The following is a 21,216-nucleotide window of genomic DNA, read 5'->3' on the forward strand; positions in this document are numbered from 1 at the left end:
CATGCGCTTTTCGCCGGCCGGAACCCGTAGTGTCACTTCGTCACGTTGAGGTGTCGGGGGACACTACGAAGAAGGCCAAGCACGATGCGTTGCTCGCGAAAGATGGTTCTCGGATTCCTGGTCGCGGCGTCGATGACGATCGCTCCGCTGATGGTGGCGGCACCCGCCGCGGCGGCAACCGACTACGCCAATTGCACCGAACTGCGCGGCGACTACCCGCACGGTGTCGGGAAGACCGGCGCCGTCGACTCGACGTCGGGTACGCCGGTCACGACGTTCACCGTCGACGACGAACTGTACGAGGCGAACTCCGAGAGCGACCGCGACGGGGACGGCATCGCCTGCGAGAAGCACTGAGCGTGCGTCACACTGGGTGACGTGTTCACCCAGGTCGAGGACGAGAACCGCCGGTTGCTCCGTGCGCGCGACGCCGTCGACCGCTCCTACGCCGACGACCTCGACATCGCAACGCTCGCCCGCATCGCGCTGATGTCGCCGTCGCACTTCATCCGCCGGTTCCGGGCCGTGTTCGGGGAGACGCCGCACCGCTACCTGCAGCGTCGGCGCATCGAGCGGGCCTGTGCCCTCCTTCGGACCACCGACGTCCCGGTGCTCGACGTCGCGTTGCTGGTCGGCTACGACAGTCCTGGCACGTTCGGCCGGACGTTCAGCCGAATCGTCGGCTCCAGTCCCACGGCCTACCGGCAGCGTGTCGCTCCGATTCCCGTTCCCGGTTGCTTCGTGCGCCGGTGGACCAGGCCGAGCGATGCTGCCACCGGGGTCCCGCGAGCGGCCGAAGTGAGCGATTTCGGAGAAGCGCCGGCCGGGCCGCCGGTCGTATCGTCGGGCGCATGATCAACGGCATCGGTATCCATTCCGTCTACGTCCTCGATCAGGACGTCGCACTCGACTTCTACGTCGGCACACTCGGTTTCACGGTCGACACCGACGTCGACATGGGTTTCATGCGGTGGTTGACGATCGCGCCGCCCGGTCAACCCGACCGGCTCATCCTGCTCGAGAAGCCCGGGCCGCCCGCGCTTTCCGACGAGACCGCCGCGAAGATCCGCGACCTCGTGACGCAGGGGGCGATGCCGGTGACGATCCTGTCGACCGACGATTGCCGCGGCACCCACGCGGCGCTCGTCGCACGCGGCGTCGAGTTCACCCAGGACCCCGAAGACCAGCCCTACGGCACCGATTGTGCGTTCCGGGACCCGTTCGGCAATGCGTTGCGAATGACCCAGCGGGCCGTCTCCGCCCGGCCGATCCGAGCCGAGGACATCGCCTGCTGGGCACCGGACGATTGACCTGGTCCGCCGACCATCCCGACCGGCACGCAGGCGTTAGATTCGTGCCCATGGCGGTCCGACTCGACAAGTACCTGAGCAGCAACCACCCGGACATCGCGATCGCGGCGGCGTTGCTGTTCCTGGCCGGGCTGGTCGACGCCATCGCGTTCGTCGTGCTCAAGGGCAGCTTCGTCGCGTTCATGTCCGGCAATTCGACGATCCTGGGAGCGTCGACCGCCGCGGGCCGGTGGTCGACGATCGCGATCGTCGCCGGACTCGTCGCGGCCTTCTTCGGCGGGGCCGTGGGCGGCGCGGCACTCGGTCGCTGGGGCGGACAGCACTCGCCGGTCTGGGTTCTCGTGGCCGTGACGGTGACGCTTCTCGCCGGCACCGTTGTCGCGCTGACCGCGTCGCCGACGGCCGGGATGATCGTGGTGGCGACGGCGACCGGCGCGATCAACTCGGCGCTGTCGCACACGTCGGCGGTGCCGGGCGGCTTGACGTACGTCACCGGCACGCTGGTGAAGTCCGCGCACGAGCTGGTCGCCTCGCTGGGTACCGATCGACCGTGGGCGTGGCTGGCGGTGTTCTGGATGTGGCCGGTGTTCGTCCTGGGCGCGGTGTGCGGCGGTTTCGCAGAACGTCACTGGGGTGTCGCCGGGTTGTGGGCCGGGGTCGCGATCGCCGCCTGCACCCTCCTCCTGCGGGTTGCCGAGACGTTGTCTCGGGGCAATTCGCGCTCAGATGGAACCGATCGGGCCGCTGGATAGTCTGAGTTACATGCGCGACGACAAGCTGCTCACTCGGATCTCCGCCCTTCTCCGTCAAGCGGAGAACACCGACAACGAGCACGAGGCCGAGACCTTCATGCAGGCCGCCCAGCGGCTCGCGACGGCGTCGTCGATCGATCTGGCGGTGGCGCGGGCCCACGACCCCGCGGCGCGCAAGAAGGTCACCCCGATCAGTCGACAGATCGCGATCGGCGAGCCCGGCAAACGCGGACTGCGGACCTATGTGCAGCTCTTCGTTGCCATCACCGCCGCCAACGACGTGACCGTCGACGTGGCGAGCAACTCGACCTTCGTACTCGCCTACGGGTACGAAGCCGACATCGACGCCTGCGAGGCCCTCTACACGTCGCTGATCGTGCAGATGGTCGCGGCCAGCGACGCCTACCTGCGGTCGGGTGCCTACAAGGGCGAGACGTTCGCGCGGGTCGTCACCCGCGGGAACGGGTGGCGTGCCCGGCGGGTGATCGAGGAGAAGCCGTTGTCGCCGATCACGGCGCGGCTCAACTTCCAGTCGGCGTTCGCCGAACGCATCGGCAAGCGTCTCGCCGAGGCCCGCGACGCGGCGCGTGCGGAGGCCCTGGCCGCCGAACGCGACTCCGGGGAGACCACGCGCTCGACGGCGGTCGCGTTGCGCAACAAGGAGATCGAGGTCACCGACTTCTACCGGACCGAGTCGAGCGCCCGCGGGACGTGGCGTCCGTCGAGCGCCTCGGCCGGCTACTCGGAGGCCGCACGCCGCGCCGGCGACCGCGCGGGACGTCGCGCGAAGATCGGTGCCGACCGCGAGTTCGACGGTGCGCGTGGCGCTTTGGAGGGTTAGGGCTCCACGCGCGTGGGCGGGGCGTCCACCGGACTCCCGGGAGGCCGGTCGTACCAGGATGCAGACGGGTGCGGGACGAACGGTGTCGGTGTGCCGGCCCACCGCCGCACCCACCGGCCCAGACGACCCTCGTCCGTTGCCACGGCGTGCACGACGATGGCGGTGACGACGAGGATGAGTGCGAACACGAACAGCCAGCTGATCGCGACGAAGACGACACCGAGGGTGCCGTAACTGCGGATGGTGCCCGCCGCGAGCGTCGGCAGTGCGACGCGGCTGCCGGCGAGCAGGGCGGTGATGAGGATGCCGGTACCGAGGCCGTTGAGGACGAGCAGCTTCATCGGTACCTGCGACGACACCAGGAGCCGCGGGATCGCGGTGAAGGTGACCGACCAGATCAACAGGGTCACGGCGACGATGAGCCCGATTCCCAGGACGCCCCGATCACCGATGTGCATGCCGAACAGCGAGGTGGCCTCCACTCCGGTGGACAGACCCTGCACGGTGACCGCGGCGGGGATGAGGAAGACGACGACGACCCATCGCCAGAAGCTGCTCCACGGCAGTTTGGCGACGTCCCAGATCGACACATACATTCGGCCGAGAGCACGGGACAGGGAGGTGGCGCCGGCGATGGTCATCAGCGCACCGACGATGCCGAAGGTCGTCGCCGAGGTCGGGTCGTCGATCGTGGGCGTGTCGAGACTGCTGACGGGGATACCGAGCTGGGTCAGTGCGTCGTCGACGACGCTGGCGCCCGGCAGGGTGAGCACCAGGATCACGACCGGGAGGATCGAAGTGAAGGCCTGCGCGGCCAGGGTCATCGACCGGTCCGTGAGATTGCCCCGAGCCATGTCGATGACGATGCGGAGCATCAGGGAGGCGCCGGGCAGCCGCATCACGCGCTCGCGTACGGCATCGAGGTCGGGACGGCGCATGAAGTCTCCCATCGGCTCCGGGGTGAGCTTCGGCCCGCTCGCTTCGCTCCCGGCGCCGTGGCTCCTCGGCCCGCTCGCTTCGCTCCCGGCGCCGGGTCTCTCATCATCGGCGATGCCGTGAGTGAACGGGACACCGGGCGCGCACGATTCTATGAGGCCGAGCACCTCGTGCATCGCCTGTTCGACAACGTGTCGTCGTCACGGACGGTGCAACTCGCCGGCACCGAGGTCACCCTCCCCGCGGAGGCGCGCTTCGCCTCGATCGACGCCGTCGACGACTACGTGGGCCGCGTGCTCGCGCTGCCGGGCGTGCGGTCGAGTTTCGAGCGCGCGTCGCACCCGGTATCGGTCCGCGAACGGCGCGGCCAGCGGTCCGCACACTACGCGGCGCGGGTTCGCAGATCCAACGGTGTGCCGGTTGCCGCCGAGATCGCCATCCCGTCCGCGGCCGACGGACGCTGGGCGCTGCGTGAACTGGTGGTGCTGCACGAGCTCGCCCATCACCTCGACGGCACGACCGGCCCGGCTCACGGGCGCGGATTCGTGCTGACGCTCATCGAACTCGTCGGGCTCGTACTGGGGCCCGAAGCCGCGTTCGTCTATCGCGTCGTGCTGTCGGATTCCGGGGTGGGGTGAACGACCTCAGCGCAGCCCGTCGCCGGCCAGCAGCGTCAGGTGGCTCGGGTGGTCGGGGTCGAGGACCAGACGCTGGTGTCGTCGTCCGCGTGCCTTGATGAGGTCGGGCACGAGCGTCAGGTAGCGCGGCAGGCTCGCGGCGTAGACGTCGACCCGGAGCCGATGGCCCGGCTGCAGGACCGCGTCGGTGGGGACGAGATCGACGTCGAGGCGGATCGGTTCGTCGGCGGGCACCGGCAGCTTGCGCTTGCGGGACAGATAGTGGTGCGCCGAGAGCAGGCTGCCGTCGTCGGCGTACGTCGACTTCGATTGGTCCAGTGCGCGATTCGACGCCGACAGCGCGCCGTTGGTCAGCACCACCGACGTACCGTCGGGTGCGACGTCGTTCACGGTCACCGCCCAGACGGCCTCGTGTGCCGTGGTGGCGACGTTGAGGCGCAGGTTCATCGCACCGCTGATCGGGGTGGCCTCTCCGACCGGCTCCGTGGTGAACGACAACGCGCCCCGCTCCTGGTATCGCGCGTCCCGGGCGAAGTCCGCGCCGAGGGCCAGCGTCGCTCCCGCGGTCACCTGGGTCATGTCCCGGGACCGGAGCCCCCGGGTGTCGGGCCGGACGTGTAGGGACGAAACACCCTGTGCGGGAGTGGTGCTCAGCGAACCGTCATGGACGCAATGGTCGGCGGTCGACGACGATTCGGCAGTCAGGTAGAGCCGCGTCGGGGCCACCCCGGGACGGGGGAAGCTCTGGCCCGCGGTCCACGCCCCGCCCTGCTGCAGCATGGTGACCGGCCCGTAGTACTCGATCCCGTTGCGGTGCCCCTTGAGCCAGCGGTCGAACCACGCGCGTTCGAGGACGTCCAGGCGCGGTGGAGCGAACTTGCCGCCGTATCCCGACCCCACGTCGAGGTGATAGCCGTCGCCGACGATCATCTGCTTGCGGCCCGGCTCCATCTGCAGGCGTTCGTACACCCCGGTTGCGCTGCGGCCGAACAGATCATGCCAGGCACCGACGGTGAAGGTGGGAGCTTCGATGCGGTCGACGATCGGGTCGCGGTCGTCGAAGTACGGGTCGTCGAAGATGCGGGGATCGCGTGCGGTGAGGAATCCCCACAGCAGCGAGGGGATCTCGGTGGCCGGGGACTTCACCCGATCGATCGCCCAGCGCACCGCGTCACCGCGCACGAGGTCGCGGATCACGTTGGCGGGGTTGGGAACCCACTTGAGCATGTTGACCGCGGACAACCACACCGGGATGAAGGCCGACGGCATGCCGCCGGTGATGTAGATGTCGCGCACCAGGTCGTCGCAACCCTCCACGGCGAACACGGCTTTCAGCTGTGGCGGCCGCTTGTCCGCGGCCTGCAGCGAGTTGATCGCCGAGTACGACCAGCCGGCCATCCCGACGGTCCCGTCGCACCACTCCTGCTCGGTCACCCAGTCGATGACCTCCACCGAGTCCTGCTGCTCGCGAGGACCGAGGATCTGCCATTTACCCAGGCTCGCGCCGGTTCCGCGGACGTCGACGACGACCTGCACGTACCCGCTGCGTACCAGGTTGCGATTGATGCCGAAGACGTCGAAGACCCCGCCCGACAGGGTCTGTGTCAGCGTCGTGAGTCCCTCGAGGGCCGTGCCCGTCGCGTCCATCGACCGGGATGCGGTGTGCAGTGCCTTGCCGAGGACAGGGGCGTGGAGGGTCTGGTCGATGAAGTCGATGGCCGCGCGGTTGTACGGGTTGATGTTGATGACCGCGGGATAGGGCGTGAGGATCGTCTGCCCGAACCGGTTGGCGGGCCGGATGACCGTGGCGCGCAGGACCACGCCGTCGCTCATGGTGATGGAGACGTTCCGGTCGATGACGACGCGCGGGTAGAGCTGCTTGCCGTCGACCTGCTCGCGCCAGCGGAGACCGTCGGCGCCGCCGGTGGGATCGCCGAGGGGGAGCGTGCCGAAATGCGGCGCACCAGTGGTGCGGGTTCGCGTCGACGGAGCGACGCGGGCGCGCGGCTGTGTGGGATCCAGCTGGTACGTCATGGTGCATCACCCTGCCTGGGATGAGGTGTCGCACCCGCGAGTTGTTGCACGGATCGAGACGGCCGGGTGGACACCGACACCCCGTTGTGTCGGTCGCTTGCTTCCCGGCCCGTCCGCTGGCTGCGGATCACAGTGTGGTCCAGGTCACTTCACGTAGTTGCTGAAGGATAACTCAGCGGCGGTATCGGATGGCTAACGAGGTGGCGTCTTTTGGTCATGGCCGCGTGTGTTCCTGGTCACATTCAGGTAAACCCAGGTCCACGGCGGCGGCCGCCTCGAGCACCATCCACGCCGACAACTGCACCGACAGATCCCGCTCCGGAACCTCGGACGGATTGACGGCGCCCGCCACGAACTGGGCTTTCGTGCCGGCGTCGGTCGGGATCACGGCGGATCGTCGCCAGTCGCTCGAGAAGATCACCCGTCCGGCGACCTCGGTGCGATGAGCCCACGCGGCGTCGGCGCTCCGGGTCACGATCCGGGCTGCGCGCGTACGGAGTTCATCCGAACCGTCGACCTCGGGAAGATCGGTGGCGATGAGTGCGAGGTAGCGGGCCAGTACGCCGTGGAAGAGGCCGCCGTCGCCGCCACCCCCGCCGTTGATCACGCCGTCGGTGCAGGAGTGGCGTTCGACGGCGCCGAGGAGGCGGGTCAACCGGTCGAGATGCCGGTGGTCTCCGGTGACGCGCAATGCCTCCAGTTCGGCGCCGAGCACGACGCCCTGACAGTAGGTATAGGTGCCGGTCTCGGGCTTCAGCGAACCGTCGGGCAGCTTCTTGAGACCGTCGATGACCAGATGGGTGTCGGGATCGACGAGGTTGGCGTCCATCCAGTCGCACATCGCCACGGCGCGTTCGACGTGACCCGTGCGTGCCAGCAGGATCGCGGCCGGGCCGTTGGCCGGTGCGTTGAAGAACTGATCGGCCTTGCGCCAGGGGATGCCGCCGCCGTCCGCCGGCACCCAGGCGTCGAGCATCTGCGCGGCGAGGACACGGAGTCCGCTCGCATGGTCGAGGTGCAGGTGCCGGTCGGCGCGTTCGATGGCCAGTCCCAGCCACGCCATGTCGTCGTAATAGTTGTTGGTCCAGCGGCCGCCGTTGCGGACCCGGATGCCGCGCATCAGCCGGTTGGCGTCGTCGGCGACGTCGGGGTCGAAGGAGCGGTCCGACCCGACGCGGTGGATCGCGGCGTCGACGAGCAGGTCGACGAGGTGTGCCTGCCACCAGTAATGCCAGGATCCGAACTGGGCCTGCACGCGCCCGATGGGCCAGGCGACGGCTCCGGCACGTGTCCCCGGCAGCCAGAAGGCCCGCTGCAGGTGACGGTCGTAGATGGCGTCCGCGGCGGCCTGTGCGCGGGCGTTGGGGTCCCGCAGGTCCGACGATTTGGATTGTTCGTCCACGTCCGCGTAGCCTAGTCGTCGATGTGATGCACACCCGTGCGTCGTATCGGTTCAACCAGAGACCGTTGGTCGTCGGGATTTCCCGGACGAAGGCGCGACGAGGTCGCCGGCCCACGCAGGATGAACGAGGAATGTCGCTCCACACGAACAGTGTGTGCGTTCACGCCCCGTGCCTGTGTGCCGGGGCGTTTGTCATCTCCGCCCTCGATCGCCTCCCGATGCCCGTCGCTCTTTCGTTGGACTCGACCAACTCATAGTGACGAGGAGAGGAGGCGAAGTATGGCCAAGTCCGAAAAGGTCGCCGCAGTTGCGGAGATCGCGGAGCAGTTCAAGAGCTCCACGGCGACGGTTGTCACGGAATACCGTGGCCTGTCCGTCACCCAGATCAGCACGTTGCGACGTTCCCTCGGTGAGGGTGCAACCTACTCCGTCGCCAAGAACACCCTGGTGAAGCGTGCCGCTGCTGAGGCGGGCGTGGAAGGGCTCGACGAGCTGTTCACCGGTCCGACCGCCATCGCCTTCATCGAAGGTGAGCCGGTCGTGGCCGCGAAGGCGATCAAGACGTTCGCCAAGGACAACAAGGCGCTGGTCATCAAGGGCGGGTACATGGACGGCCGCGCGCTGTCCATTGCCGAGATCGAGCAGATCGCCGACCTTGAGACCCGTGAGGTCTTGCTGGCCAAGCTCGCCGGTGCCATGAAGGGCAACTTGGCTAAGGCCGCCGGTCTGTTCAACCAGCCGGCTTCGCAGGTGGCGCGCCTGGCCGCGGCCCTGCAGGAGAAGAAGAACGAAGCCGGCGAGACCGAATAGGTCGTCCGCCGCACCACACCAATCCCCGAACCGTACGGGGATGAACACCAAAGCCCCGTACGGGGACTGACAGGAAGGACGCCAACCATGGCGAAGCTCACCGCTGACGAGCTCATCGATCAGTTCAAGGAACTGACCCTGCTGGAGCTCAGCGATTTCGTGAAGAAGTTCGAAGAGGTCTTCGAGGTCACCGCTGCGGCTCCGGTCGCCGTCGCCGCTGCCGGTGCCCCGGCTGCCGGTGGCGCCGAGGCCGCTGCCGAGCAGGACGAGTTCGACGTCATCCTCGAGGGTGCCGGCGACAAGAAGATCCAGGTCATCAAGGTCGTCCGCGAGGTCGTCTCGGGCCTGGGCCTGAAGGAAGCCAAGGACCTCGTCGAGAGCGCTCCGAAGGCTCTGCTGGAGAAGGTCGACAAGGAGGCCGCCGAGGCTGCCAAGGCCAAGCTCGAAGAGGCCGGCGCCAAGGTTTCGGTCAAGTAAGACCGACTCACGCGCAAGCGTTTCACGAGCCCGGGACAGCATCGCTGTCCCGGGCTCGTTGCTGTCTGCTGTCTGCGCCCCCTCGCCCTCGGTCCGCGGCGAACTCGTCGGCCTGCTGCGGCTTCGGCCGGCGGTCTCCCCGGATTGAAGTCGCACGCGACATCGATCCGTCGGTGCGACCTCGATCGAAGTCGCACCGACGGACTGACATCGCATGCGACTTCGATCCGGGGGCTCGGCGCACGGTGCGCAGGGAGAAATCCGGAATGGGATGCAACCGAGACGGGGTCGTGTGCGTCCAAGACGCATGGCCTGGTTCCCTGCTGACAGTTTTCCCACCGACCGCCACGGGCTGATCCGTCGAGAGGCGACACTCCGGGCGGGTATCGGCGATGGCGTGGTCACCACTGCAGTCGCACGGGGAGCACTCGTCCGTCTCGCGCCGGGCGTGTGGATCGCCGCGTCGGCGGAGTTCGACGGCCCCGACGGCGCCGACAGGCTCTATCGGAAGCGGTCGATCGCCGTCGCCACCTCCGCGCGAGACCGCGGTGTCGCGACCCTCAGCCATCAGTCCGCTGCCGCTCTTCTCGGCCTCGCGACACTGCATCCTCAGCGTGAGACGGTCCACCTCACCAAGCCGTCGAGTTCGAGCGGCGGGTTCGTCCGTGGGCACCGCCACGTCCACAACGGCCCACTGGGCAGAGATGAGACGGTGGTCGTCGAAGGTGTCCTGGTCACCCGCGCCGAACGCACCGCGGTGGACATCGCCATGTCCGGCGACTTCGCTCAAGCGCTCGTCGTCTTCGACCAGGCGCTGCGCATGGGGGCGGATCCCGGGCTGATGTCCACGATGGTCGACAGCCGCGCAGGCTGGCGCAACGTCGGTGTCGCACGTCAGGCGCTGGATGTTGCCGACGCGCGCGCCGAGAGTGTCGGTGAGTCGTGGAGCCGAGCGCAGATGGTTCTGGCCGGACTGCCGACGCCGCGCCTGCAGCACACGTTCCAGACGCCGCACGGCGAGGCGCGGGCCGACTTCGACTGGGATGGACGAATCATCGGCGAGTTCGACGGTCTCCAGAAGTACGGACTCGTGGGTCCGGGCGAATCCCCTCGGGATGTGTTGATCCGAGAGAAGCGGCGCGAGGACGCCCTCCGCGCCCAAGGGATCGTCGTGATCCGTTGGACGTGGGCGACGCTGGAATCCGGCGAGCTCGTCGGCCTCTTGCGGCCGTGGCTGGCGAAATTCGGTCACACAGCTGCCTGAGCCGCACCTCCGCGCTAACGCCGGAGACCGCCGGATCGACATCATTCCGACGCCACCGCCCATCGACTTCGAGGGTGGTCATTGGGCGTCGGATCGTGTTCCACAGGTGGAGCCCAGGTCTGCGGTGGCCGTCACATCGAGGGGCCGGCCCGACTTCCCTCACCGCGAACCATCGGATATTGTCATCGTCGCGGCGAGAGTTACCGGGCGGTAGGTTTCCCGCAGCCATCACCGAGAACCACGCGGCGGCGTTGTGGGCGGGGACGGGTCGGTTAGAGTGACCCCAACCACAAATGCCGCCGGTTGGTGCGCGGTCACACCGTGGCCGCCTCGGGGGCAGCGATCGTCTGGAGGAAGTTGTGGGTGTTGAGGTCAGCGTCGAAGGACTCACCAAGTCGTTCGGTTCGCAGAACATCTGGCGTGATGTCACTCTGACCCTGCCGGAGGGGGAGGTCTCGGCGCTGCTGGGGCCGTCGGGTACCGGTAAGTCGGTCTTTTTGAAGACCCTGATCGGTCTGCTGCATCCGGAGCAGGGGTCGGTGATCATCGACGGGACCGACATCACGCAGTGTTCGGCCAAGGAGCTCTACGAGATCCGCAAGCTGTTCGGTGTGTTGTTCCAGGACGGTGCGCTGTTCGGGTCGATGAGCCTGTTCGACAACATCGCGTTCCCGCTTCGTGAGCACACGAAGAAGAAGGAGAACGAGGTCCGCGACATCGTGATGGAGAAGATCGACCTGGTCGGTCTGACCGGTGCCGAGGACAAGCTTCCCGGTGAGATCTCCGGCGGTATGCGCAAGCGTGCCGGGCTGGCGCGCGCGCTGGTCCTCGACCCGCAGATCATCCTGTGTGATGAGCCGGACTCGGGTCTGGATCCGGTGCGTACCGCCTACATCTCGCAGTTGCTGATCGACATCAACGCCCAGATCGATGCCACGATCCTGATCGTGACGCACAACATCAACATCGCGCGGACGATCCCGGACAACATCGGCATGTTGTTCCGTAAGGAACTGGTGATGTTCGGTCCGCGGGAGCAGTTGTTGACCTCGGAGCAGCCGGTGGTCAAGCAGTTCCTCTCCGGTGACCGGTTCGGTCCGATCGGTATGTCCGAGGAAAAGGACGAGGCCCTCGTCGCACAGGAGGCGGCGATGGCGGCTGCGGGTATCTCCGGTGGTGGTACCAAGGAGGACTTCACCGAGATCATCCCGCAGGTGCAGCCCAATCCCGGTATGCCCGAACGCAAGGCGATCGCCCGGCACCGCGAGCGTGTGCACGCGATGCTGCCCGACCTGCCCCAGAACGCCCAGGAGGCGATCCGCCGCAGCCAGGAGCAGGAAGACCAGATCCGCGAGGAGAGCCGCGCCCACGCCGAGGATGTGGCGAACGGACGCCACAGCGGGGACAACGAGTGGACGAGCGCTTCCTCGGGGAACCTGGCCGTCGCCGACGCCAAGACCGACGTGATCGACTACGGCGGCAGCGATGCGCCGACAGAGCAGTGGCAGACGCCCGGTGGCGGCGACGCACTGACCAAGCCCAGTCATCGTGCTTCAGACGCAAACGAAGGGCGGACGATCCAGGGATGACCAATGCCACCACGCGTGGCGTCGACCGAATCGCGCAGGCCGGAACGGGCGCCCTAGCCCAGACCGGCAATATCGTTCAGCTCTTCGTCGATGTTGCACGCCAGACCTTTGTGCGCCCGTTTCAGTGGCGGGAGTTCATCCAGCAGGCGTGGTTCATCGCCAGTGTGACGATCCTGCCCACCGCCCTGATCGCGATTCCGTTCGGCGCGATCGTCTCCTTGCAGACGGGTTCGCTCATCAAGCAGCTCGGTGCGGAGTCCTACACCGGCGCGGCCAGCGTGCTCGTCGTCATCCAGCAGGGTTCACCGCTGGTGACGTCGTTGCTGATCGCGGGTGCGGCCGGGTCGGCCGTCGCCGCCGACCTCGGGTCGCGCACCATCCGCGAGGAGATCGACGCGATGGAAGTGTTGGGCATCAACCCCATCCAGCGACTCGTGGTCCCGCGTGTGCTGGCCATGGTCCTGGTCGCGATACTGCTCAACGGTCTGGTCGCCGTCATCGGCATCGGTGGTGGCTACTTCTTCAACGTGGTGATGCAGGGCGGCACCCCGGGCGCCTACCTGGCGTCGTTCGGTGCCCTCGCCCAGCTGCCCGACCTCTGGGTGTCGACGCTGAAGGCCGCGGTCTTCGGTGTCCTCGCCGGCGTCGTCGCCGCCTACAAGGGCCTCAATCCCAAGGGCGGCCCGAAGGGTGTGGGTGACGCCGTCAACCAGAGCGTCGTCATCACATTCCTTCTGCTGTTTCTCGCCAATCTGATCATCACTGCGGTCTACCTGCAGATCGTCCCACCGAAGGGGAGCTAGTCGTGACCGATGGTGGCGGCGGCGTGACGATCGCCAAGAGCAGGCCCGAGTACTACATGTACGAGGCCCGCAAACAGCTGGGCAGACCACTCAAGGTGCTCGACGGCGCCGGTGAGCAGATGTCGTTCTACGGCCGCACGCTCGCGTGGATGCCGAAGACGCTGGTGCACTACACCCGTGAGGTCCTGCGCCTACTCGCCGAAGTTGCCTTCGGCTCGGGCGGACTCGCGGTGATCGGCGGCACCATCGGCGTGATGGTGCTGATGTCGGGCTTCACCGGCGTCGTCGTCGGCCTTCAGGGTTATGCGGCACTCGACCAGATCGGGTCGCAGGCACTGACCGGCTTCCTGTCGGCCTATGTCAACACCCGTGAGGTGGCGCCTCTGGTGGCGGGCCTCGCCCTGTCCGCGACCGTCGGCTGTGGCTTCACCGCCCAGCTCGGCGCCATGCGCATCTCGGAGGAGATCGACGCCCTCGAGACGATGGCCGTGCCGTCGATCCCGTTCCTCGTGTCGACGCGCGTGATCGCCGGGTTCATCGCGGTCATCCCGCTGTACGTGCTCGGTCTGCTGTCGGCGTACCTGGCGTCTCGGGTGGTCACGACGGTCTTCAATGGACAGTCAGGCGGTTCCTACGACCACTACTTCAACCTGTTCCTGCCGCCGGCCGACGTGCTCTGGTCGTTCGGCAAGGTGCTGGTCTTCGCCTTCGTGATCATCCTGGTGCACTGCTACTACGGCTACTACGCATCGGGTGGACCCGCAGGTGTGGGCGTGGCCGTCGGTCACGCGGTCCGCTCGGCACTGGTCCTCATCGCGATCCTCGACTTCTTCCTGGGACTCGCGATCTGGGGCACCACGACGACGGTCAGAGTGGGAGGTTAGCGGTGTCGGTCCTGCGTAGAAGGCTGCTCGGCCTGGTCTTCTTTCTCGTGGTCGCACTGTTCCTCACCGCGACCATCACCAAGTTCAACAAGACGTTCCAGGACTTCACCGACGTCACCCTGATGACCGACTCCACCGGCAACGCGCTGCCCGCGAACGCCGACGTGAAGGCGCGCGGCATGGTCGTCGGCGAGGTCCGTGAGGTGAAGCCGGCGCCCGACGGGTCGGTCGAGGTCATCCTCGGCCTCGACCCGAACAAGGCGAAGGAACTGTCGGACAAGACCACCGCGCGGATCCTGCCGAAGACGCTCTTCGGCGAGCGGTACGTGGCGCTGCAGGTCCCCGAGGACAACACCGGACCGACGCTGACCAACGGCGCGACCATCGAGACCGATCGCAGCGGCAACGCACTCGAGGTCCAGGAGTTGTTCGACAAGCTGCTTCCGGTCCTCGACGCCATCCCGCCGCAGGATCTCAACGCCACGCTGACCGCGCTGTCGAAGGCGTTGTCGGGCCGCGGTGAGCAGCTCGGCACGACGCTCGAAGAGCTCGACCAGATCTTCGTCGAGGTCAACAAGAACCTGCCCGACCTCGAGGGCACCCTCGAGGGCCTGGCGACCTTCTCGCAGACCTACTCGCAGGCGCTGCCCGACGTCGTCGACGCGCTGGACTCGTTCCGGACGACGTCGAACACCATCGTCGAACGGCAGGCAGATCTGCGGACGCTCATCGCGACCCTCGGTGTGGCATCCGACGACCTCACCGGCTGGCTGCGCCAGAACCGCACCGACCTGATCGACCTCGCTGTCGACTCGGAAGAGTTGCTCGTCGGACTCGCGAAGCAGTCGCCGACCTTCGTCTGCACGTTCCGCAACTTCGTGGGTCTGATCCCCGAGTCACGCAGAATCGTGGGCGAGGGCACCAAGAACCCGGGTGTGCGGGTGAACCTGCAGTTCATCAATCCTCGTGGCCGCTATCTACCGAACCAGGACGAACCCCGCTTCATGGATCTCGACCCACCCGCCGTCTGCTACGAGCCCCCCACCGACGGTCGCCCGTTCCCGCAGTATCCGGGTGGCAGTCTCGCCGACGGCAGCTACCAGCCGCCGTCACGCAACGCCGGTCCGCGCAACGTTCAGAAGCTGCCGCAGCCGCAGTTCAGCGGCGTGCCTGCCGGTACCGCATCGGTCCGGTCCAACCCGTTCGACGATCCGGACTACCGCAAGCAGCTGCAGGTCATCTACGGCGCCACGAGCGGCCGTTCGCCGGAGTCGGTGCCGACCTGGGTGACCATGATCGCCGGCGGTTCCCTCCAGGGAGCGCAGGTCGAGATCAAATGAGGTCGATAATCGCGCCCCTGGTCAAGCTGATCATCTTCGCGGTCGTCACCGTCGTGACGACCAGCCTGCTCGCGATCACCATCGCGAACGCCGGCGGCGGCGGAGACGCGAAGTTCAAGGCCGTCTTCGACGACGCCACCCTGCTGAACTCCGGCGACGACGTCCGCATCGCCGGCGTGCGAGTGGGACAGGTGGAGAAAGTCGAGGTCTACGACCGCAACCGGGCGATGGTCTCGTTCAACCTCGACCGCGACCGGTTGCCCGACGGGACCCAGCTCTACATCCGCTATCGCAACCTCACCGGCCTGCGGTATCTGGCGCTCGAACGCGGCGCCGGCGACCCGGCCCGGACCGTGTCGCAGGGTCACACGTTCGGGTTGGACGAGGACGACGACTCCACCCACCCGCCGGTCAACCTCACCGAGTTGTTCAACGGGTTCCGGCCGCTGTTCCAACAGCTGTCGGCCGACGACGTCAACAAGCTGACCTCCGAGATCATCGCGGTCTTCGACGGTCAGGGCGGCTCGATCACGCGGCTGGTCAGCGACACCGCGGACCTGACGAACGCGATCGCCGACAAGGACAAGGTGATCGGTGAGCTGATCGGCAACCTCACCAAGGTCCTCGACACGGTCAACCGCAACGACGAGCAGTTCACCAGCCTCCTCGACAACACCGAGAAGTTGGTGACCGGGCTTGCCGCGCAACGCGGTTCGGTAGGATCGGCGATCAGTTCCGTGTCGAATTTGACCTCGGTGACCGCGAACATCCTCGGTGCGACGCGCCCGTCGATCCAGGGCGACATCGCCGGACTGAAGTCGCTGTCCGACGAGATCAACAAGCGCAACGAGGACATCGAGGAGACGCTGACCAACCTCCCGGTCAAGCTGCGCAAGGTCGGCCGGGCCGCGACCTTCGGTTCCTGGTTCCAGTTCTATCTGTGCGGTATCGACGTCGTCGCCGGCAACGGCAAGTCGACGCTGCTGACACAGCCGCTGGTGCCGCTGCCCGACATCAATCACGTGCTCTACACCAGTGCGGCCACCCGTTGCTGGGCTGACGAGAAGCCAGGGGGGTGACCACGATGGCAGACGAGAACAACCGCGCCGACGACAACGGCGACGACGACGCCGCGAAGCAGCCGGCGCAGCACCCGCATCGCCGCTTCGGCGGACGACGCAGCCCGGTCAGCATCGGCGCCATCGGTGTCCTGATCCTCCTGATGCTCGGACTCAGTGCCTTCTACCTGACCGAGGTTCCGCTGCTGGGCGCCGGCGCCCGCTACACCGCGCAGTTCACCGAGGCCGCCGGACTCAGGGCGGGTAATGAGGTGCGCGTGGCAGGCGTCAAGGTCGGCGAGGTCGAGAGCGTGAAGCTCAACGGCGACCGCGTCGACGTCAGCTTCAAGGTGGAGAACACCTGGATCGGCGACCAGACACAGGCATCGATCCAGATCAAGACGATCCTGGGGCAGAAGTACCTGGGACTGAACCCGCGTGGCAGTGAACCGGCCGACCCCGACGTTCCGCTCACCGACACGGTCTCGCCCTACGACGTCATCGAGGCGTTCTCGGGTGCGGCGCAGCAGATCGAGGACTTCGACAACGATCAGCTGGCCGAGTCGATGCGCGTGCTGTCGGATGCCTTCTCCGGTACGGCCGGCAACACCGGACCCGCGCTCGACGGTCTCGCGCGGTTGTCCAACACGATCGCCAGCCGCGACCAGGAGGTGCAGAAGCTCCTCGCCGCGACCAAGGACACCTCGAAGCTCCTGGCCGATCGCAACGAGGAGTTCGTGCGCCTGATCGGCGGCGCGGGCCAGCTGCTCGACGAGTTGAACAACCGGCAGCAGTCCATCTCCGCTCTGCTGGCCAGCACGACGAGCCTCGGCGACTCGCTTACCGGCATCGTGCGCGACAACGAGGAGCAGATCGGCCCGGCGCTCGACGCGCTGAAGGGCGTGAACGAGCTGCTGCAGCGTCAGAACCAGAACATCCGCGACACGATCAAGAACATGGCGCCGTTCTACCGCCTGTACGCCAACGTCCTCGGCAACGGCCGTTGGTTCGATCAGGTCGTGGTGAACCTACTGCCGCCGGCGCTGCCGCAGCAGAACACCACACGGCCGCCGAACAAGATGGCGATGGAAAACAACGGCGGAACGGGGGCAGGCTGATGACCGCACCAGACCTGACACAGATCTCCGGCCCCGGCCGCTGGTTCACCCCGCGGCACATCGTCGCGCTCATCCTCGGGCTGATTCTCGCGCTCGTCGTCGCGGGCGCCCTGTGGTGGGTGTTCTCCGCGATCGGGACCACCAAGATCACCGCGACGTTCAAACGTTCGGTCGGCATCTATTCCGGTTCCGACGTCCGCATCCTCGGCGTGGCCGTGGGCAAGGTCGATTCGGTGACGCCGCAGGGTGAGACGGTGAAGGTGACCATGACGGTCGACCGCGGCATCACGCTGCCCGAGAACGTCCGTGCCGTGCAGATGATCCCATCGGTCGTCGCCGACCGTTTCGTGCAACTGACCCCGGCCTACTCGGGAGGCCCGAAGGCCGGTCGCGACATCACCCTGAACGAGGACCAGACCATGGTCCCGGTCGAGGTCGACGAGCTCTACGCCAGCGTCAAGGAACTGTCGGACGCCCTCGGGCCCGACGGCGCGAACAAGACCGACGGCACCGGACGCCAGGGCGCGGTGAGTGAACTCGTCGCGACGGGCGCCGAGAACCTCGCCGGCAACGGCGAGAAGCTCGGAAAGGCCATCGAGAACCTGTCGAAGGCCTCCACGACGCTGAGCGATTCGCGGAACAACCTCTTCGACACCGTCAAGGGCCTCAACACCTTCGTCGGCGCGCTGCGCGAGAACGACGCCCAGGTGCGGCAGTTCAACACCCAGATGGCGTCGTTCAACAGGTTCCTCGCGGGTGAGCGCGAACAACTCGCAGCCGCGCTGAACAAGTTGTCGATCGCGCTCGGGGATGTGGCCGGCTTCCTGGCCGACAACCGTGAGCAGATCGGGGAGACGGTCAAGGACCTGCAGCCGACCACGCAAGCGCTGCTCGATGAGAAGAACAACCTCAAAGAGGTCCTGACGGTCCTGCCGGTGGCCATGAACAACCTGATCAACGCCTACGACGCGGAGTCGGGAACGCTGGCCCTGCGTCTGACGATCCCGGAGCTGCAGGACCTGATCGGCGCGCAGTGCCGCCTGCTCGATCTGGGCGCGCTGATGCCGGGAAACCCGCAGTTCACGCAGTTCAGCAACACTCTGCGCCCGCTGATCAACCAATGTGAGGCCATCGGCAAGCAGATCACCGACGGGGTGCTCGAGCCGGTGTTACCGGTGCTGCCCTTCGGCATCATGAGCAACAACAAGCTGCAGAAGGCACCGGTTCCGGGCACGGTTCCGGGCAACCCCGACCCGCAGATCAACACGCCTGCACCGTCGGCGACGAAGACCCCGTCGACGAAGCCGTCACCGAGCTCGAGTGCCCCGCGACCCCGGGGAGGCAACTGATGAACCGACGCTCCGTACGGACCACCCTGGCCGGCGCCGCGCTCTCGCTGACCGTGATGGTGTCGGGCTGTATGTCCGGCGGCATCCAGTCGATCCCGCTGCCCGGCGGCGTCGACACCGGGAGCAGCCCGCGCACATACAAGATCCAGTTCGACGACGTGCTCGACCTGGTGCCGCAGTCGATGGTCAAACGCGACGGCATCCCCGTCGGGCGCGTCACCAAGGTCGAGGTGCCGAACGACGCCTGGTTCGCGCAGGTCACCGTCGAGGTCCAGAACGACGTCGACCTGTCCGACGAGGCGCAGGCCAGCGTCCAACAGACCTCGCTTCTCGGTGAGAAGTTCGTGTCGCTGAGCGATCCGGACAACAGCGCGAACGCGCCGCGGCAGAATCCCGCCGAGCCGATCCCGGTGGACCGCACGCGTACCGCGACCGACATCGAGCAGGTTCTCGGAGCCCTGGCGTTGCTGCTGACCGGCGGTGGCATCAACCAGCTGCAGCCGATCGTCTCGGAGCTGAACAAGACGCTCGGCGGCCGTACCGACGAGGTGCGCAGCCTGATCGATCAGACGGAGAAACTCATCGCGGGGCTCAATCGTCAGCGCGACGACATCGTCGCCGCGATCGACGGTCTCGCGGATCTGTCCGCACGGACCGAGAAGCAGACCGCACAGATCGACCGCATCCTCAAGCAGCTCCCCGAGGGCATCGAGGTGCTCGAGGAACAGCGACCGCAGTTCGTCGACCTGCTGACCAAGCTCGATCAGCTCGGTCAGGTCGGTACCGATGTGCTGGGCAAGTCCCGCACGGCGCTGATCAACGATCTCAAGGCGCTGCGGCCGATCCTGAGCGAGCTGACCAAGGCCGCACCGGACCTGATCACCGCGGCGCCGCTGATGCTGACGCTCCCGTTCCCGGACTGGGTCCTCCCGGCCTTCCACGGTGACTCGGCCAATCTGTTCATGACGCTGGACCTGCGCATCCTCAACCAGCTCGAGGCCCTCGGCGTCGGGCAGGGGACACCGAAGTACTCGCCGCCGGCCCGCGTGAAGGTGCCGGTCAATCCGCGCAACCCGTACTACAACGGCAACGGGCCGCGGTACGGCTGGCCGACGATCACGCTGCTCCCGCCGGCCCCGAACTCACGGCCGGGACCCAACACCCCACCGTCGGGTGGCACCTACCCGGCCTCGGCGCCCGTACCGGCGGCGCCCGGCCAGGGGGTTCTCGACAGCCCGCTCGCGGCCATGGGTCTGGCCCCCAAGTCCCAGGCCCCTGAGTCACCGACAGGAGCAGGACGATGATCGGCAAGCTCGTCAAGATCCAGCTGATCGCCTTCGTCATCGTCGGCCTCGTCGCACTGGCCTACGTCGGCGCGAAGTACGCACGGCTGGACAAGCTGGTCGGCGTCGGCATGTACACCGTCACCGCCGAGCTGCCCGCCTCCGGCGGCATCTTCACCAACGCCGAGGTCACCTACCTGGGTGTGCCGGTCGGCCGGGTCGGTGCGCTCGACCTCACCCAGGAGGGTGTCGACGTCAAGCTCGAGCTCGACTCGGGCGGACCGAAGATCCCGGCGTCGGCGGTGGCCGTGGTGGCATCGCGTTCGGCGATCGGTGAGCAGTACGTCGACCTGCAGCCGACCTCGGCGTCGGGGCCCTATCTCGAGAACGGCTCGACCATCCGGGAATCGCGGTTGCCCGAGCCGCTCGAGGACGTGGTCAAGTCCGCGGTCGACTTCACCTCGTCGATCCCGGTCGACGACCTGCACACCGTCATCACCGAACTGGGTAACGCATTCAACGGCCAGGGGGAGAACCTCACCCGGCTCGTCGATTCCCTCGGCAAGCTCTCGCGGGCCGGCGTCGACAACCTGAGCGAGGTGGTCGGGCTGATCCAGGATTCGAACGTCGTCCTGGCGACACAGGCCGACCAGTCCGACGCAATCCTCAGCTGGTCGCGCAACCTCGACCTGATCACCGCGACCCTGGCGTCGTCGGATCCGGATCTGCGCCGGCTGCTGACCACCGGCACCTTGTCGGCGACGCAGATCTCCGAGTTGATCCAGAAGAACGGCAACGACATCTCCAAGGTGGTGAAGGATCTCGCCGAGGTGGCGCGCACGATCGAGCCGGTCACCTACACGACGTCGATGACGTTCGCGATGCTGTCGGCACTGTCTGCGGGCAGTCACTCGCCGGCTCCCGGTGACGGTCAGATCCACTTCGGTATCGTCCTGGAGACCAACAACCCGGCCTCGTGTACCCGCGGTTACGAGGGGACCCAGGAGATCATCGCGGAGATGAAGCGCAAGAACCCGAACTTCGACGTCCACTACGACGAGTTCCCGTTCAACACCGAGGCCCGATGCAAGGTGCCGTTCGGGAACCCGACGGGTGTGCGCGGCGCCGACCGTGCGCAGTACGCCAACCCGGCGTACCCGCAGCCGTGGGACAACACGCCGAAGAAGGACCCGGACAAGCTGAACCTCAACCCGCTCGCCATGCAGCTCAGTGCGCTGCTCGGCGTGCGGCCCAAGTAACGACGCGCGGCCTGCCGAGCCCGACGCCCCGCCCAGCGCGGGCCGATCGGGACTTAGGCTGTGCTCAGG

General features: G+C 67.1%; 21 protein-coding genes. 18 read left to right on the plus strand and 3 right to left on the minus strand.

The window, feature by feature from the left end; translation table 11 throughout:
- Nucleotides 1-84: 84 nt before the first annotated feature.
- Genes Q9R39_RS19590 through Q9R39_RS19610 form a run of 5 tightly spaced genes read left to right on the plus strand, consistent with a single transcriptional unit; the run spans nt 85 to nt 2,903 of the window.
- Nucleotides 85-357: an excalibur calcium-binding domain-containing protein gene (locus Q9R39_RS19590; RefSeq protein ID WP_078113048.1), complete on the plus strand. Its 273-nt coding sequence runs from the start codon at nt 85-87 to the stop codon at nt 355-357.
- Between the two features lie 21 nt (nt 358-378).
- The gene (locus tag Q9R39_RS19595) at nt 379-855 is read left to right on the plus strand and encodes a helix-turn-helix domain-containing protein (protein ID WP_265967973.1); all 477 of its coding nucleotides are present in this window, start codon (nt 379-381) and stop codon (nt 853-855) included.
- On the plus strand, nt 852-1,310 hold the full coding sequence (locus tag Q9R39_RS19600; RefSeq protein ID WP_068971788.1) for a VOC family protein: 459 nt from the start codon (nt 852-854) through the stop codon (nt 1,308-1,310). Before Q9R39_RS19595 ends, Q9R39_RS19600 begins: the two co-directional genes overlap by 4 nt.
- 50 nt (nt 1,311-1,360) lie before the next feature.
- Nucleotides 1,361-2,062: a YoaK family protein gene (locus tag Q9R39_RS19605; RefSeq protein WP_265967976.1), complete on the plus strand. Its 702-nt coding sequence runs from the start codon at nt 1,361-1,363 to the stop codon at nt 2,060-2,062.
- A 10-nt stretch (nt 2,063-2,072) separates the two neighbouring features.
- Nucleotides 2,073-2,903, plus strand: coding sequence for a DUF2786 domain-containing protein (locus Q9R39_RS19610; RefSeq protein WP_078113052.1), 831 nt, complete (start codon nt 2,073-2,075; stop codon nt 2,901-2,903).
- Here the strand turns inward: Q9R39_RS19610 and Q9R39_RS19615 are convergent.
- The gene (locus tag Q9R39_RS19615; RefSeq protein ID WP_078113078.1) at nt 2,900-3,841 is read right to left on the minus strand and encodes a YhjD/YihY/BrkB family envelope integrity protein; all 942 of its coding nucleotides are present in this window, start codon (nt 3,839-3,841) and stop codon (nt 2,900-2,902) included. The two genes, Q9R39_RS19610 and Q9R39_RS19615, sit on opposite strands and share 4 nt — an antisense overlap.
- Before the next feature lie 117 nt (nt 3,842-3,958).
- On the opposite strand from Q9R39_RS19615, the gene Q9R39_RS19620 reads away from it, so the two are divergent.
- Nucleotides 3,959-4,477 (plus strand): TIGR04338 family metallohydrolase, encoded by a 519-nt coding sequence (locus Q9R39_RS19620; protein WP_078113079.1) that lies wholly within the window; start codon nt 3,959-3,961, stop codon nt 4,475-4,477.
- 6 nt (nt 4,478-4,483) lie between these two features.
- Here the strand turns inward: Q9R39_RS19620 and Q9R39_RS19625 are convergent, their stop codons facing one another.
- The gene (locus tag Q9R39_RS19625) at nt 4,484-6,511 is read right to left on the minus strand and encodes a CocE/NonD family hydrolase (RefSeq protein WP_078113053.1); all 2,028 of its coding nucleotides are present in this window, start codon (nt 6,509-6,511) and stop codon (nt 4,484-4,486) included.
- Nucleotides 6,512-6,725: 214 nt separating this feature from the next.
- Nucleotides 6,726-7,913: a glycoside hydrolase family 76 protein gene (locus tag Q9R39_RS19630; protein ID WP_311278005.1), complete on the minus strand. Its 1,188-nt coding sequence runs from the start codon at nt 7,911-7,913 to the stop codon at nt 6,726-6,728.
- Between the two features lie 279 nt (nt 7,914-8,192).
- Between Q9R39_RS19630 and rplJ the strand changes: the two genes are divergently transcribed.
- From rplJ to Q9R39_RS19690, 12 genes are all read left to right on the plus strand, one after another.
- The gene (rplJ, locus tag Q9R39_RS19635) at nt 8,193-8,723 is read left to right on the plus strand and encodes a 50S ribosomal protein L10 (RefSeq protein WP_004019499.1); all 531 of its coding nucleotides are present in this window, start codon (nt 8,193-8,195) and stop codon (nt 8,721-8,723) included.
- Nucleotides 8,724-8,810: 87 nt separating this feature from the next.
- Nucleotides 8,811-9,200: a 50S ribosomal protein L7/L12 gene (gene rplL / locus Q9R39_RS19640; protein ID WP_004019500.1), complete on the plus strand. Its 390-nt coding sequence runs from the start codon at nt 8,811-8,813 to the stop codon at nt 9,198-9,200.
- A 307-nt stretch (nt 9,201-9,507) separates the two neighbouring features.
- Complete coding sequence (locus Q9R39_RS19645) at nt 9,508-10,464, plus strand: hypothetical protein (RefSeq protein WP_211538505.1); 957 nt, start codon at nt 9,508-9,510, stop codon at nt 10,462-10,464.
- Nucleotides 10,465-10,823: 359 nt separating this feature from the next.
- Complete coding sequence (locus Q9R39_RS19650; protein WP_311278006.1) at nt 10,824-12,053, plus strand: ABC transporter ATP-binding protein; 1,230 nt, start codon at nt 10,824-10,826, stop codon at nt 12,051-12,053.
- Entirely contained in the window at nt 12,050-12,856 is an 807-nt protein-coding gene (locus tag Q9R39_RS19655; RefSeq protein WP_005199661.1) for an ABC transporter permease, read from the plus strand. The genes Q9R39_RS19650 and Q9R39_RS19655 overlap by 4 nt, the downstream gene beginning before the upstream one ends.
- A 56-nt stretch (nt 12,857-12,912) precedes the next feature.
- Nucleotides 12,913-13,740 carry an ABC transporter permease gene (locus tag Q9R39_RS19660; protein ID WP_081598192.1) on the plus strand — a complete coding sequence of 276 codons (828 nt, stop codon included), beginning with the start codon at nt 12,913-12,915 and terminating at the stop codon, nt 13,738-13,740.
- Between the two features lie 2 nt (nt 13,741-13,742).
- Complete coding sequence (locus Q9R39_RS19665) at nt 13,743-15,080, plus strand: MCE family protein (protein WP_005199664.1); 1,338 nt, start codon at nt 13,743-13,745, stop codon at nt 15,078-15,080.
- Nucleotides 15,077-16,159 (plus strand): MCE family protein, encoded by a 1,083-nt coding sequence (locus tag Q9R39_RS19670; RefSeq protein WP_005199666.1) that lies wholly within the window; start codon nt 15,077-15,079, stop codon nt 16,157-16,159. The genes Q9R39_RS19665 and Q9R39_RS19670 overlap by 4 nt, the downstream gene beginning before the upstream one ends.
- Before the next feature lie 5 nt (nt 16,160-16,164).
- The gene (locus Q9R39_RS19675) at nt 16,165-17,256 is read left to right on the plus strand and encodes an MCE family protein (protein ID WP_039880842.1); all 1,092 of its coding nucleotides are present in this window, start codon (nt 16,165-16,167) and stop codon (nt 17,254-17,256) included.
- Nucleotides 17,256-18,605, plus strand: coding sequence for an MCE family protein (locus Q9R39_RS19680; RefSeq protein WP_005199668.1), 1,350 nt, complete (start codon nt 17,256-17,258; stop codon nt 18,603-18,605). The genes Q9R39_RS19675 and Q9R39_RS19680 overlap by 1 nt, the downstream gene beginning before the upstream one ends.
- Entirely contained in the window at nt 18,605-19,909 is a 1,305-nt protein-coding gene (locus tag Q9R39_RS19685; RefSeq protein ID WP_005199669.1) for an MCE family protein, read from the plus strand. The genes Q9R39_RS19680 and Q9R39_RS19685 overlap by 1 nt, the downstream gene beginning before the upstream one ends.
- The gene (locus tag Q9R39_RS19690; RefSeq protein WP_005199670.1) at nt 19,906-21,147 is read left to right on the plus strand and encodes an MCE family protein; all 1,242 of its coding nucleotides are present in this window, start codon (nt 19,906-19,908) and stop codon (nt 21,145-21,147) included. The genes Q9R39_RS19685 and Q9R39_RS19690 overlap by 4 nt, the downstream gene beginning before the upstream one ends.
- Nucleotides 21,148-21,216: the final 69 nt, after the last annotated feature.

Origin of the sequence: Gordonia sp. AC31, from assembly GCF_031844505.1 — a bacterium.
In the GTDB taxonomy this organism is placed as follows: Bacteria; Actinomycetota; Actinomycetes; order Mycobacteriales; family Mycobacteriaceae; genus Gordonia; species Gordonia hongkongensis.

Bases quoted from the DNA above. Each gene is read 5' to 3' on its own strand.
- Q9R39_RS19655 (WP_005199661.1), top strand. From the start codon at position 12,050: ATGACCAATGCCACCACGCGTGGCGTCGACCGAATCGCGCAGGCCGGA.
- Q9R39_RS19590 (WP_078113048.1), top strand. From the start codon at position 85: ATGCGTTGCTCGCGAAAGATGGTTCTCGGATTCCTGGTCGCGGCGTCG.
- Q9R39_RS19625 (WP_078113053.1), bottom strand. From the start codon at position 6,511: ATGACGTACCAGCTGGATCCCACACAGCCGCGCGCCCGCGTCGCTCCG.
- Q9R39_RS19610 (WP_078113052.1), top strand. From the start codon at position 2,073: ATGCGCGACGACAAGCTGCTCACTCGGATCTCCGCCCTTCTCCGTCAA.
- Q9R39_RS19660 (WP_081598192.1), top strand. From the start codon at position 12,913: ATGTACGAGGCCCGCAAACAGCTGGGCAGACCACTCAAGGTGCTCGAC.
- Q9R39_RS19600 (WP_068971788.1), top strand. From the start codon at position 852: ATGATCAACGGCATCGGTATCCATTCCGTCTACGTCCTCGATCAGGAC.
- Q9R39_RS19605 (WP_265967976.1), top strand. From the start codon at position 1,361: ATGGCGGTCCGACTCGACAAGTACCTGAGCAGCAACCACCCGGACATC.
- Q9R39_RS19615 (WP_078113078.1), bottom strand. From the start codon at position 3,841: ATGCGCCGTCCCGACCTCGATGCCGTACGCGAGCGCGTGATGCGGCTG.
- Q9R39_RS19675 (WP_039880842.1), top strand. From the start codon at position 16,165: ATGGCAGACGAGAACAACCGCGCCGACGACAACGGCGACGACGACGCC.
- Q9R39_RS19690 (WP_005199670.1), top strand. From the start codon at position 19,906: ATGATCGGCAAGCTCGTCAAGATCCAGCTGATCGCCTTCGTCATCGTC.
- rplL (WP_004019500.1), top strand. From the start codon at position 8,811: ATGGCGAAGCTCACCGCTGACGAGCTCATCGATCAGTTCAAGGAACTG.
- rplJ (WP_004019499.1), top strand. From the start codon at position 8,193: ATGGCCAAGTCCGAAAAGGTCGCCGCAGTTGCGGAGATCGCGGAGCAG.
- Q9R39_RS19645 (WP_211538505.1), top strand. From the start codon at position 9,508: ATGGCCTGGTTCCCTGCTGACAGTTTTCCCACCGACCGCCACGGGCTG.
- Q9R39_RS19685 (WP_005199669.1), top strand. From the start codon at position 18,605: ATGAACCGACGCTCCGTACGGACCACCCTGGCCGGCGCCGCGCTCTCG.
- Q9R39_RS19680 (WP_005199668.1), top strand. From the start codon at position 17,256: ATGACCGCACCAGACCTGACACAGATCTCCGGCCCCGGCCGCTGGTTC.
- Q9R39_RS19670 (WP_005199666.1), top strand. From the start codon at position 15,077: ATGAGGTCGATAATCGCGCCCCTGGTCAAGCTGATCATCTTCGCGGTC.